Consider the following 12,904-nt stretch of genomic DNA (forward strand, 5'->3'; position numbering starts at 1 on the left):
CCCCATGCAGATCAAACGCCCCTACCTCGTCGAACTCTTCACCGCGCTGGCGCTGCTCCTGGCGCCGTTCGTGCTGCCCCATCTCGGCTTCTCGCCCTCGACCATCAACCGCATCCTTATCTGGGGTCTGTTCGGCCTCGGCTTCGATATCCTGTTCGGCTATACCGGGTTGCTCTCCTTCGGCCAGTCGGCCTTCTACGGCACCGGCGGCATGTTCGCCGCCTACCTTCTGACCGAGGCCGGCTTCCCCTATGTCATGCTCTCCATCGTCATCGGCGCGGTCGTGGCGGGTGTCGTCGGCTATCTGGTCGGCCTGATCGCGCTCAAGCGCACGGGCATCTATTTCGCCATGATCACTGTGGCGATCGCGGAGGTCTTCTTCTTCGCCGAATTCAACCCGTTGTCGGCCTATACCGGCGGCGAGAACGGCCTGCCCGGCGTGCCGACGCCGGTGTTCAATCTCGGCTTCACGGTGCTGAAGTTCGATACCGACTGGACGATGTATACGTTCCTGGCGTTCTGGTACTTCGTCGGCATCGTCATTGCGTTGCGCATCGTGCGCTCGCCGGTCGGCGCGATCCTCTCGGCGATCCGCGACAACCCGCTGCGCGCCAGCGCGCTCGGCCACAACATCCACGGCTACAAGCTGACCGCCTTCGTCGTGGCGGCGATCTATGCCGGCTTCGCCGGCGGCCTGCTCGCCACGATGCAGGGTTTCATGCCGCCGGACGCCTTCATGTTCGATACGTCGGGCCAGTTGGTCATGCAGACGGCCATCGGTGGCGCCGGCACGCTGTTCGGGCCGCTGATCGGCGCGACCGTGTGGCTCTACCTTAGCGACTTCTTCCAGAACGTGCTGCATCTCGGCCCGACCTGGAAGCTGGTGCTCGGCATCGTCTTCGTGCTTCTGGTCGTGTTCCTGCGGCGCGGTATCGTCGGCGCCATCGACGATCTCTACCGGATGGCGAGAAGCGATAGGAAGAATACCGCCGAGCCGGTGGCGGCTTCGAGCGAGGCCAAGGCTGCGGCGGTCGAGGCCATGCCGGCGCGCCGCCGCGACGGCGCCCAGACCTCGGGGCCGATCCTGCAGGCGACCGGGCTTACCAAGCGCTATGGCGGCCTTGCCGCCAACAGCGACATCGACTTTTCCGTCGACCATGGCGAGATGCGCGGCATCATCGGCCCGAACGGCGCGGGAAAAAGCACCTTCTTCAAGATGCTCACCTGCGAGGTCGAGCCGAGCGCCGGCAAGATCGTCTTCGAGGGCCGCGACATCACCGGCATGGGCGTGACCGACGTCTGCCAGCTCGGCCTGACCAAGAGCTACCAGATCAACCAGCTGTTCGACCGGTTGACGGTACGGCGCAATCTCATGATCGCGGCGCTTGGCGAAACGCGCGGAAAGTTCAAGCTGGACCTGTTCAAGTCCATCCGCAGCGTTCCGGGGCTGGAGGATCAGGTCGAGCGCACCGCGGCACTCGTCAACCTCACCGCCCGTCTCGACACGCCGGTCTCGGAACTGGCCTATGGCGAGAAGCGGCGGCTGGAGATCGGCCTGGCGCTGGCGACATCGCCCAGCCTTCTCCTGCTCGACGAACCGCTGGCCGGCATGAGCCCGAGCGAGCGTGTCGAGACGGTAGCGCTGCTCAAGTCGATCGCCCGTGGCCGCACCATGATCATCATCGATCACGACATGGATTCCCTGTTCGAACTGGTGGGCAAGGTGACGGTGTTGCAGGAAGGCAGGGTACTGGTCGAAGGCACGCCGGCCGAGATCAAGACCAACGCGAAGGTGCAGGAAGCCTATCTCGGCGGCGTGCATGGAGAAGTGGCATGAGCCTGCTCGAAGTCAGCGGACTGAACAGCTACTACGGCGACAGCCACATCCTGTTCGACGTCCGCCTCAAGGTCGAGAAGAACGAGGTCGTGGCCCTGCTCGGCCGCAACGGCGCGGGAAAGAGTACGACGCTGAAGAGCCTGATGGGCGTCGTCACGCCGAAGACGGGGTCCGTCAAGCTCGACGGCGAGGAGCTCGCCGGCAAGAAGGCGCACTCGATCGCCCGGCGCGGCATGCAGCTCGTGCACGAGAACCGGCGCATCTTCGGCAGCCTGAACGTCGAGGAAAACATCATCATCGCCGGCCTGACGGCGCAGAACAAATGGCCGCTGGAACGCATCTACACCATGTTCCCGCGGCTGAAGGAGCGGCGGAGCAGCCGCGGCACCGACCTGTCCGGCGGCGAGCAGCAGATGCTGGCGATCGCCCGCGCGCTGGTGCGCGATCCGAAGATCGTGCTATTGGACGAGCCCTTCGAGGGCCTTGCGCCGGTCATTGTGCACGATCTGGTGCGCGCCTGCCGCGAGCTTGCCGATGCCGGCCAGACGATCGTGCTGGTGGAGCAGAACCTCGCCGCCACGCTGGCGCTTGCGAGCCGCGTCTACATCATCAACAACGGCCATATCGCGCATGAAGGGCCGGCGGCCGACTTGAAGAAACAGCCGGAACTGCTGCAGCGCTATCTCGGCGTCTGAACTCCGACGCTCGCGAAAAAGGTCCAGTCAAACCGCCTTTGCCGCGGCGCGGCCGGCCGCGCGCCCGGAAAAGATGCAGCCGCCGAGGAAGGTGCCTTCCAGCGCCGCGTAACCGTGCATGCCGCCACCGCCGAAACCGGCCGCCTCGCCTGCTGCATAAAGGCCGGGCACCGGCTCGCCGGCTGTTCCCAGAACGCGGCTGTCGAGATCGGTCTCCAGCCCGCCCAGCGTCTTGCGGGTGAGGATGTTCAGGCGAACCGCGATCAGGGGGCCGTTGGCCGGGTCGAGGATCCTGTGCGGCTTCGCCGTGCGGATCAGCCGGTCGCCGAGATAGTTTCGCGCCCCGCGCAGGGCGATGACCTGCGCGTCCTTGGAAAACGGATTGTCGAGTTGCAGGTCGCGGGTACGGATTTCGCGCTCGACCTGCGCGACGTCGAGCAGCGGCGCCCCGCCGGTCAGCGCGTTCATGCGCTCTACGAGCCTGGCCAGATCGCGCTCGATGATGAAATCCTCGCCCTTCTCCATGAAAGCCCTGACAGGCCGCGGAATGCCGGAGGTTGCGCGGCCAAGCACCTGTCGCCAGTTTTTCCCCGTCAGGTCGGGGTTCTGCTCCGAGCCGGAAAGCGCGAATTCCTTGCGGATGATCTTTTCTGTCAAGATGAACCAGGAATGGTCATGGCCGGTACCGCGCAGATGCGCCAGCGTCGCCAGCGTGTCGAAGCCCGGATAGAGCGGCGGCGGCAGGCGCTTTCCGGTGGCGTCGAGCCAGATCGAGGACGGGCCGGGCAGGATGCGGATAGCGTGGTCGCTCCACACCGGCGCCCAGTTCCTGATGCCTTCGACATAGTGCCACATACGGTCGCGGTTGATCAGCCGCCCGCCGGCCGCCTCGGCGATCGCCAGCATGCGGCCGTCGACATGGTCCGGCACGCCGGTGATCATGTGCTGCGGCGGCGCGCCCAGCCGCGCCGGCCAGTTCTGCCGCACCAGGTCATGATTGGCGCCGATGCCGCCGGAAGAAACGATGACGGCGGCTGCAGCGAGTTCGAAATCGCTGGCAACCGTGCGCGAACTCTTCTCGCCGCGCGCGACCCCGCTCTCCTCCAGCACCGCACCGCGCAAGCCTGTCACCGCGCCGTTGGTGGTGACAATCTCGTCGACCCGGTGGCGGAAGCGGAAGGCTAACAGGCCGCGTTTCTCGGCTTCCCGCGCCCGCTCGACGAACGGCTCCAGCACGCCCGGCCCGGTGCCCCAGACGATGTGGAAGCGCGGCACTGAATTGCCGTGGCCCGACGCATTGCCGCCGCCGCGCTCGGCCCAGCCGACGACGGGAAAGAACTTCATCCCGCGCTCGGTCAGCCAGGCACGTTTCTCGCCGGCCGCGAAGGCGACATAGGCCTCGGCCCACTTGCGCGGCCAGAAATCCTCCGGCCGGTCGAAGGCGGCGGTGCCCAGCCAGTCGCTCCAGGCGAGGTCATAGGAATCGTGGATGCGCATGCGCCGCTGCTCCGGCGAGTCGATCAGCAACAGGCCGCCGAACGACCAGAAGGCCTGCCCGCCCAGCGACTGTTCCGGCTCCTGGTCGAGGACGACGACCTTCTTGCCGGCGTCGGTCAGTTCGCAGGCCGCGACGAGGCCGGCCAGGCCTGCGCCGACGATGAGGACGTCAGCGTCGGCGGTCATGACGACAGTCGCTCCTCCAGGGTCAATCCCCTCACACCGTTTCCCATCCGTCCTTCTTGCCGGCGCGAAAGATGGCGTCGATGACCTTCTGGTTGAGGATCGATTCCTCCAGCGTGAACACCCGCTCCTTGCCTTCCCCTTTTTCCCCGCTTTGCGCCGCGCGCGCAAACGTCTCGACTTCGAGACGGTACTGCTGCGTGCCGGGAAAGCGGAAGACCTGCGCTTCCGTATGTTTCCGGTTGTGCAGTTCGACGCGGTGATGGTCGTAGAGCCCGGCATTGAACGGCGAGGCGATCTCGATGAAGCCCTCGTCGCCGTGAAAGACCATGGCCTGCCGCGCCGCCATCTGGGTGGAGACATAGAAGGACAGCTCGAAGCCGCCGAAATCGGCACGCACTGAGGAATAGACGTCGGTGCCGAAGCTGGCGTCGCGTTCGACGGTGGCCTGCACGCGCAGGGGCTCCTTGTCGGTGACGAAGCGCGCCGCGACCACCGGATAGACACCGATGTCGGGCAGCGCGCCGCCGCCGAGGTCGAGCCGGTTGCGCATGTTGGACGGATCGACGTTGTAGTAGCTGAAGGCGCCTTGCGCATGCCGCAGCCGGCCGATGGCGCCCGCCTGCACCAGTTCGCGCACCTTCATCCACTGCGGGTGGTAGATGACCATGAAGGCCTCGCACACCAGCACCTTGTTTGCGTCGCGCAGCGCGATCAGCGGCTCTATGGCCGTCGCATCCAGCGCCAGCGGCTTCTCCACCAGCACATGCTTGCCGGCTTCGATCGCCTTTGCCGTCCATTCGACATGCTGTGCTGTCGGCAGCGGGATATAGACGCCGTCCACTTCCCGTGAGGCCAGCAGTTCGTCGTAGGAGCCGAAGGCATGGGGCGCGCCGAAACGGTCAGCCAGCGCGCGCGCCTTGCCGGGATCGCGGCTGGCAACCGCAGCAAGGACGCCGTTTTCCGCATCGGCGATGGCCGGCAGGACCTGCTCTCGCCCGATCTTGGCCGTCGACAGAACACCCCAGCGGAACATCTTTCCTCTCCTGCGCATCGCCTTCGGGCAAGGTGTGCCCGAAAACGACGCCCATGCCAATGGCCGGGAGGACGAGGGATCAGCCGCGTCGGCCGATCAGTGTCATGTCGAAGTCGACGACGTTGGAGTAGATCGGCGTGCCGACATCCATGCCGTAGCGCGAGCGTAGCACCTTGCCGGTGACGTGGAAAGCGACGGTGCCGCGCTTCAGGCTGTCCAGCCTGGCGGTGAATACCTCGGGCGACGACTTGCCGCGCGCGGTCAGCCGCCCGGCGATGACGGCGGTGGTGTCGCCGGTGCGTTTCACGCTGGTGGAACGGAAGACGATCTGCGGCGCATTTGCGCTGTCGAAGACCGCGTCGGAGCGCAGGAAGGCGTCGATGCGGCCCTGGCCGGTGCCGACACTGTCAGGGAAGATGGTGATCTCGACGCTGGAGCGGCCGACATCGGCGCCGTCGATGCGAATCGTGCCGGAGAAACGGCCGAAAGCGCCGCTCAACCCGCCGCCGCCCAGCTTGGCGATGGAGAAGCGGATCGACGAGCCGCCGGTACCGATGCTGTAGCGGCCGGCGGCATCGCCGAGCGAGACATCGGCCGAGGCCGTGGAAACGGGAAGCGAGAGCGCGGCAAGCAACGCCAGCATACGGACGGACATGGTTGCGGTCCTTGGGCAAGGCCGCTCGACGTGGCTGGCCTTCCTGACACGAACGAACTACGGAGCGGGTCTATTCCCGGGGTTCGTCACCGGACGGTGGCGCGATCATGCGCTGAAAGACGCTGTCGCGGAGCAGGAAACGGTGGCGCAGTGCGGCAAGGATGTGCAGCGCTGCCAGCGCGATGCCAACCCAGGCGAGCCATTCATGCGCGACGGACCAGAACGCCTCGGCCGCGTCGGAAGCGCCGAGCGGCAGGTTCGGCATGACGAAGAGGTCGAACGGCACGCTCGGCACCTCCAGCACCGACACCGACACCAGCGCCCACCCGCTGAGTGGGACGATGAGTTGCACCACGTAGAGCAGGGCATGCACCAGCGGCGCCGCCCGCCGTTCGAGCGGCGCAACCGTTTCCGGCAGCGTCGGCCGGACATTGCCGAGCCGCCAGCCGATCCGGACAAGCACCAGCCCGAGCAGCAGGAAGCCGAAGGATTTGTGCCACTGGATCAGTTCGAAGGCCGTGCGTTGGCTGGAGATGCGCACCATTGCGAGCCCCAGCGCGAACTGGCCGATGAACAGCACGGCAATCAGCCAGTGCAGCAGGATCGCGATCCAGCCGTAGTGGGTGGGGGTATTGCGGAACAGGAGCGCCACAGGTGGGAAACGCCGTCGCAGCAGTGTTTCTTCCCGTCCGCCCAGGCTCGCCTACTCACGGCAGGGCCTTGATCCGGCCAGTTTTTGACGCGTCCGAGTTACTCCTCGAGCGGCAGGCCGGAATGGCGCAGGGCAATTCGGGCCTGCCGGTAATCCGGTTCGCTCGACCATCCGACGAAAACGGCATCCGCCCCGCCTATGCGCCGGGCTGGTCCGTTTCCTGGATGGCGGAGAGCTTCCACTCCTTGCCGTCGCGGCGTACGAAGGTCCACAATTCCGTCGTCTCGCTCGGCGCCGTTTCGTCGCCTTCCAGCACCTTGCCGGTGGCTCGGTCGCGCATCAGGTCGACCGATTCGTAGCGGAAGGCCGCCGTGGCATAGTCCTCGCCGTCTTCTCGCCAGGCTTCGGCGATATCGGCTTGCAGCAACCTCACGCCGGTGACGTCGTTGCGCATCCCGCTCTTGGCGTTATCCGCGAGTTCCTCGGAGAAGAAGGAGACCATTTCGGGCGTGCACAGACGCCGCAGCGCCGTGTGGTCCTCTTCCGCGAAGGCTGCCTGCACCTTGCCTAGCAGGCGCTCGAACGTGTCGAGGTCGGCCTGGCCGAGTTCGATATCCTGTGAGGATGCCGGGGCGGCACCGCCGAAGCCGGGGATGGCGAACGATCCGGCGCGACCGCTGGCATGTCCGGGCCGGCTTGCCGACCTTTCGCCGGCCTGCTCGCGGGCATGCGCGTTCCGCCCGAGAATATCGGCGCTGCCACTGCCGGGCTCCTGCTGCCCGAAACCGGGGCCGCCGGCCGTCGCCGGAGTGGAACGCGAACGGAAAAAGCGCAGCGCCAGCATGACGACGAGACCGACCAGAAGAAGCTGGATGAGGAAGCCGAGCATGCCGGCCATGCCGCCGAAACCGTAGCCGAGCAGCATGCCAAGAAGCCCGCCGATCAGCATGCCGCGCATCAACGAGCCGCCCAGGCCGCCGAACAGGCCGGGCCGTTGTTGTGTTGCGCCCGGCTGCTGGCGGGTAGCGGCGTTGGGTGCGGTCGTCGGGCTCATCGAGCGCTCGACAGGCCGCGCGGCGTTCGGTGCCGTGGGTGTCGCCGGCGCTTGCTGGAAGGTGCGTGAGCCGCGGCTGCCGAAGCTGCCGCCGCGACGCGCTTCGGCGAAGTCCGTCGATACCATTGTGAAGGCGACCATCAGGGCACCCAGCAGGGTGAATGCGCGCGATTTTCCAGAGAGCATCGGATCCTTTCCTCCAATGACCCGCTCCGGAATGGTGCGCAAGCGGGCCCGATCAAAGCGGTCCGACATCACGAACGCTTGGTGGCGCGTACGTCAGAGGGGCCCGGCCCGCACGCGCAATGTATGAAGTGTTCGCCGCGCCCGCAAGCGGCGAACAAGGTCAGGACCGAAATGTCGCAGAATCCTGCACGCGTCGTCCCTTTGGGAGGAAGGTTACGCCCGTAGCACGCCGCCGGTCTGCTTGGCGACGTTGTCGACGATCTTCTTCGCCAGCGCCTCGAAATCCTCGTCGGTCAGCGTGCGCTCGAGCGGCTGGATCGACACCTCGATGGCGATCGATTTCTTGTCCGGGCCGAGTGCGGCGCCCTGGAAGACGTCGAAGACGTTGACCCCCGTCACCAGCTTCCTGTCGGCCGCGGCTGCTGCCTTGCTCAGCGCGCCGGCCTCGACCGTGCGGTCGACCACGAAGGCGAAGTCGCGCTTGACCGCCTGGAAGGCGGACAGGTCGAGCCTCGGCTTGGTCTTGGTCGGCTTGGCCTTCGGTTCGGGAATGGCGTCGACATAGACCTCGAAGCCGCAGAGCGGGCCGGCGACGTCCAGAGCTTCCAGCGTCTTCGGATGGAACTCGCCGAAGTGGCCGAGCACGACCTTCGGCCCGAGCTTGATCAGGCCCGAACGGCCGGGATGATACCAGTCCGGCGCGCCGGGCTCGATCTGCAACCGGTCCACCGGCGCGCCGCAAGCTTCCAGCGCCGCGATGGCGTCTGCCTTGGCGTCGAATACGCCGACGGGAGCCGCGTTGCCGTCCCAATGGCGGCCGGCGCCGGTCAGACCGGCGGTGCCGCGCCGAACGCCGGCGGCAACGCGCCGCTGACCTTTGGGCGTGTCGCTTTCATAGGTGCCCGAAACTTCGAACAGCGCTACGTCGCCATAGCCGCGGTCGGCGTTGCGCTGCGCGGCGGCGATCAGGCCGGGCAGCAGCGAAGGCCGCATGTCCGACATATCGGCGGCGATCGGATTGGCGAGCTTCAGCGCCGGCTGGCCGCCGCCGAACAGCTCGGCGTGCCTGGCCGGGATGAACGACCATGTGACGGCCTCCATCATGCCGCGCACGGCGAGCGCGCGTTTGGCGGCGCGGCTGCGCACCTGCAACGTGGTCAGGATCTTTCCATTGACGGCATCGTGACCGGCGAGCGGACGCGGATGGATCTCGTCCACGCCGTGGATGCGCATCACCTCCTCCACGAGGTCGGCCTTGCCGTCGACGTCCGGCCGCCAACTCGGCACGGTGACGTCCACCACCGCCTTGCCGTCGTCCTTCGGCTCGAAGCCGAGGCGCTTGAGGATATCGAGGCTTTCGGCACGCGGCACGTCGAGCCCGGTCAGGCGTTTCACCTCGGCCAGCGGGAAGGAAACCACCTTGCGCTTGATTTCCGTCCGTCCGGCGGTGAACACCTCCGACGGCTGGCCGCCGCAAAGCTCCATCACCATGCGGGTGGCAAGCTCGATGCCCGGCCGGTTGAAGGCCGGGTCGATGCCGCGCTCGTTGCGGTAGCGGGCATCGGTGACGATGCCGAGCGAGCGGCCGGTGCGGGCGATGTTGAGCGGTTCCCATACCGCCGCCTCGATCAGCACGTCGGTCGTCGTCTCGTCGCAGCCGGAATGCTCGCCGCCCATCACGCCGGCGATGGACTCCACGCCGTTATCATCGGCGATGATGCACATGGCGGGCGTCAGCCTGTAGGTGCGGCCGTCGAGCGCCAGCACCTCCTCGCCCGCTTTCGCGCGCCGCACGACGAGGTTGCCTGCGACCTTCTTGGCGTCGAACACATGCAGCGGCCGGCCGCGGTCGAAGGTGATGTAGTTGGTCATGTCGACCAGCGCGTTGATGGGGCGCAGGCCGATGGCGATCAACCGCTGCTGCATCCACTTTGGCGACGGCCCGTTCTTCACGCCGCGTACGAGCCTGAGCGCGAAGGTGTGGCAGAGCTCCGGCGCTTCGATGATGACCTCGACCGGGCAGGCGCCCTTGCCAGGAACGGATTCGATAGGCGCGGTCTTGAGCGTGCCGAGGCCGGAGGCGGCGAGATCGCGGGCGATGCCGTGCACGCCGGTGGCGTCCGGTCGGTTCGGCGTCAGGTTGATCTCGATCACCGGGTCGTCGAGATGGGCATAGGCGGCGAAGCTGGTGCCGACCGGCGCATCGGCGGGCAGGTCGATGATGCCGTTGTGCTCGTCGGAGATTTCGAGCTCGCGCTCCGAGCACATCATGCCGTGGCTTTCCACGCCCCTGATCTTGCCGACCGAGAGCGTGACGTCGATGCCGGGCACGTAGGTGCCGGGCGCGGCGAAGGCGCCGATCAGGCCCGCGCGGGCATTCGGAGCCCCGCACACCACCTGCACCGGTGCGCCGCCATTGCCGATGTCCACTGTCAGAACGCGCAGCTTGTCGGCGTCGGGATGCTTCTCGGCCGTGAGCACCTTGGCGATGACGAAAGGCTTCAGCGCCGCCTTGTCGTCGACATGTTCGACCTCGAGTCCGATCGACGTCAGCCGCTCGACGATCTCGGCCAGTGTGGCGTCGGTTTCAAGATGATCCTTGAGCCAGGAAAGGGTGAACTTCATTCTTCTGTTCCGTCGGGTCTGGGGACGCTGCCTTTCAGGTGTCGGGGCAGGCCGTCCGGCATGTGGACAAAGGGAAGCTGCTCGCGCACATGGGCGTGGTGCGTGGGCTTGAAATAGGCTGGCTGGTCGAAGGCGCCGAGCATGAAGTAGACGTCGTCCGGCAGGCGGCTGTCGACATAGGCGATCGGCGAGCCGCAGGTGCCGCAGAAGGAGCGCGCCACCGGGCCGTTCTCGAAGCTCTTCAGCGTCTTGCCGTCGAGCGCCACTTCACCGGTCTTGAAGCCGACGAAGGCCGAGACGGGCGCTCCGCTCGCCTTGCGGCAGTCGCCGCAATGGCAATAGCTGATGTGGTGCGGCTCGGCGCTCGCCTCGAAGCGTACGGCACCGCAGCGGCAGCCGCCGGCGTGGAGAGTGGGTGCATTCATGTCTTAAGCTTTCTCGTTCAGCCCCCGCTGCCCTACCTACGAACTCAGCCCTCCGAACAGCGTCGGCATGTCGAGCGGACGGAAGCCGTAATGCGCCAGCCAGCGCACGTCGGCGTCGAAGAAGGGACGCAGGTCCGGCATGCCGTATTTCAGCATGGCGATGCGGTCGATGCCCATGCCCCAGGCGAAGCCCTGGTATTCGTCCGGGTCGAGACCGCCGGCACGCAGCACGTTGGGATGCACCATGCCGCAGCCGAGGATTTCCATCCAGTCGCTGCCCTCGCCGAAACGCACTTCGCCCGGCCGCGAGCGGTCGCACTGGATGTCGACTTCCAGCGACGGTTCCGTGAAGGGGAAGAAGGACGGGCGGAAGCGCATCTTCACCTGGCTGACCTCGAAGAAGGCCTTGCAGAACTCCTCCAGCACCCACTTCATGTTGGCGACGTTGGCGGTCCGGTCCACCACAAGCCCCTCCACCTGGTGGAACATCGGCGAATGGGTGGCGTCCGAGTCCTGCCGGTAGGTCTTGCCGGGGATGACGATGCGGATCGGTGGGCTCGAGGCTTCCATGGTACGGATCTGCACGGGCGAGGTGTGCGTGCGCAGCACCTTGCGCTCGCCGGTCTCGTCCGGCTGGAAGAAGAAGGTGTCGTGCATTTCGCGCGCCGGGTGCCCTTCCGGGAAATTCAGCGCGGTGAAGTTGTAGTAGTCGGTCTCGATGTCGGGCCCCTCGGCGATGGCGAAGCCGAGGTCGCCGAAGATGGCTGTGATCTCGTCGATCACCTGGCTGATCGGATGGATGCGGCCCCGCTCGGCCGGCGAGGCGCGCACCGGCAGCGTGACGTCCACGGTTTCGGCCGCCAGCCTTGCGGTGATGGCCGCGTCCTTCAGTTCAGTCTTGCGGGCGGCAAGCGCCTCGGTGACGCGCGTCTTCAGCCCGTTGATCGCCGGCCCCTGCGTCTGGCGCTGCTCCGGCGTCATCGCGCCCAGCGTCTTCAGGAGCTCCGAGACGGAGCCCTTCTTGCCGAGGGCTGCGACGCGCACCGCCTCGATCGCCGCCTCGTCGCCGCTCGCGGCGATGTCGGCGAGGATGGAAGATTCGAGTGTACCGGTATCCATGTGTAAGCCCGTCTCGTTGTCTTGTTTGTGCGTCCTTCGAGGCTCGCTCCGCTCGGACCTCAGGATGAGGGAGGTTTGCGCCGGCTTCCCTCATCCTGAGGTGCGAGCAGAGCGAGCCTCGAAGGACGCACTGCCAAAGAAAAACCCGCGCCAGCCCAGCCGGCGCGGGTTTCCCAAATCAGATTTTCGAATGCTTGGGAAGTGCGGCGGCCTTAGGCGACTGCGCTTTCAAAAGCGTTCGGCGTGGTGTCCTTCAGGTATTCGAGCGCGGTCTTGGCCTTGGCGACCAGCGCGGCAAAGGCCTGCGGCTCGTGGATGGCCATGTCCGACAGGACCTTGCGGTCGATCTCGATGCCGGCCTTGTTGAGGCCGTCGATGAAGCGGGCATAAGTCAGGCCGTGCTCGCGCACGGCGGCGTTGATGCGCTGCACCCACAGCGCGCGGAAGTTGCGCTTGCGCGCCTTGCGGTCGCGGTAGGCGTACTGCAGCGACTTCTCCACCGCCTGCTTGGCGATGCGGATGGTGTTCTTGCGGCGGCCGTAAAAACCCTTGGCGGCTTTCAGGACCTTCTTGTGCTTGGCGTGGGCGGTAACGCCTCTCTTGACGCGTGCCATGTCGTGATCTCCTTAGATTCGGTGCGCAGCCGGGCTCAGAGGCCGTTCGGCAGGAAGTTCTTGATGACCTTCTTGCCGTCGGGTTCGGCCAGGACCATCGTGCCGCGGGCATCGCGGATGAACTTGTTGGTGCGCTTGATCATGCCATGGCGCTTGCCGGCGGCGGCGGACAGAACCTTGCCGGTCGCCGTGATCTTGAACCGCTTCTTGGCGGCCGATTTGGTCTTCATCTTGGGCATTTTGCTTTTCCTTCTTGGTGGGCACCATTGCCCTTGTTTCGCTCCGGATGACCAAAGTCCGGAAAGCATGAAAGTCCGCCACGGCAT

Annotated in this window: 12 protein-coding genes; 2 read left to right on the forward strand and 10 right to left on the reverse strand. The window is 66.3% G+C overall.

What is annotated here, in order from left to right; translation table 11 throughout:
* Window positions 1-4: 4 nt before the first annotated feature.
* Window positions 5-1,837 (forward strand): branched-chain amino acid ABC transporter ATP-binding protein/permease, encoded by a 1,833-nt coding sequence (locus E6C48_RS03660; RefSeq protein ID WP_136354150.1) that lies wholly within the window; start codon window positions 5-7, stop codon window positions 1,835-1,837.
* Window positions 1,834-2,532 carry an ABC transporter ATP-binding protein gene (locus tag E6C48_RS03665; protein WP_136354152.1) on the forward strand — a complete coding sequence of 233 codons (699 nt, stop codon included), beginning with the start codon at window positions 1,834-1,836 and terminating at the stop codon, window positions 2,530-2,532. Before E6C48_RS03660 ends, E6C48_RS03665 begins: the two co-directional genes overlap by 4 nt.
* Window positions 2,533-2,559: 27 nt before the next feature.
* Here the strand turns inward: E6C48_RS03665 and E6C48_RS03670 are convergent, their stop codons facing one another.
* The 10 genes from E6C48_RS03670 to rpmI all read right to left on the reverse strand — a co-directional run bounded on the left by E6C48_RS03670 (window position 2,560) and on the right by rpmI (window position 12,817).
* Window positions 2,560-4,215 (reverse strand): FAD-binding dehydrogenase, encoded by a 1,656-nt coding sequence (locus E6C48_RS03670; protein WP_136354154.1) that lies wholly within the window; start codon window positions 4,213-4,215, stop codon window positions 2,560-2,562.
* A 31-nt stretch (window positions 4,216-4,246) separates the two neighbouring features.
* The gene (locus E6C48_RS03675; RefSeq protein WP_136354156.1) at window positions 4,247-5,248 is read right to left on the reverse strand and encodes a Gfo/Idh/MocA family protein; all 1,002 of its coding nucleotides are present in this window, start codon (window positions 5,246-5,248) and stop codon (window positions 4,247-4,249) included.
* Between the two features lie 79 nt (window positions 5,249-5,327).
* Window positions 5,328-5,903, reverse strand: coding sequence for a YceI family protein (locus E6C48_RS03680; protein ID WP_136354158.1), 576 nt, complete (start codon window positions 5,901-5,903; stop codon window positions 5,328-5,330).
* A gap of 70 nt (window positions 5,904-5,973) precedes the next feature.
* Window positions 5,974-6,555 (reverse strand): cytochrome b, encoded by a 582-nt coding sequence (locus E6C48_RS03685; protein WP_136354160.1) that lies wholly within the window; start codon window positions 6,553-6,555, stop codon window positions 5,974-5,976.
* Between the two features lie 196 nt (window positions 6,556-6,751).
* On the reverse strand, window positions 6,752-7,795 hold the full coding sequence (locus E6C48_RS03690; protein WP_136354162.1) for a Tim44 domain-containing protein: 1,044 nt from the start codon (window positions 7,793-7,795) through the stop codon (window positions 6,752-6,754).
* 213 nt (window positions 7,796-8,008) lie between these two features.
* Window positions 8,009-10,420: a phenylalanine--tRNA ligase subunit beta gene (gene pheT, locus E6C48_RS03695; RefSeq protein ID WP_136354164.1), complete on the reverse strand. Its 2,412-nt coding sequence runs from the start codon at window positions 10,418-10,420 to the stop codon at window positions 8,009-8,011.
* Complete coding sequence (locus tag E6C48_RS03700; RefSeq protein ID WP_136354166.1) at window positions 10,417-10,845, reverse strand: GFA family protein; 429 nt, start codon at window positions 10,843-10,845, stop codon at window positions 10,417-10,419. The genes pheT and E6C48_RS03700 overlap by 4 nt, the downstream gene beginning before the upstream one ends.
* Window positions 10,846-10,881: 36 nt before the next feature.
* Window positions 10,882-11,964 carry a phenylalanine--tRNA ligase subunit alpha gene (gene pheS, locus E6C48_RS03705; RefSeq protein ID WP_136354168.1) on the reverse strand — a complete coding sequence of 361 codons (1,083 nt, stop codon included), beginning with the start codon at window positions 11,962-11,964 and terminating at the stop codon, window positions 10,882-10,884.
* A 212-nt stretch (window positions 11,965-12,176) separates the two neighbouring features.
* The gene (gene rplT / locus E6C48_RS03710) at window positions 12,177-12,578 is read right to left on the reverse strand and encodes a 50S ribosomal protein L20 (RefSeq protein ID WP_136354170.1); all 402 of its coding nucleotides are present in this window, start codon (window positions 12,576-12,578) and stop codon (window positions 12,177-12,179) included.
* A 35-nt stretch (window positions 12,579-12,613) separates the two neighbouring features.
* On the reverse strand, window positions 12,614-12,817 hold the full coding sequence (gene rpmI, locus E6C48_RS03715; protein ID WP_136354172.1) for a 50S ribosomal protein L35: 204 nt from the start codon (window positions 12,815-12,817) through the stop codon (window positions 12,614-12,616).
* Window positions 12,818-12,904 lie beyond the last annotated feature (87 nt).

It is taken from the genome of Ollibium composti (assembly GCF_004801285.1).
Lineage (GTDB): Bacteria > Pseudomonadota > Alphaproteobacteria > Rhizobiales > Rhizobiaceae > Mesorhizobium > Mesorhizobium composti.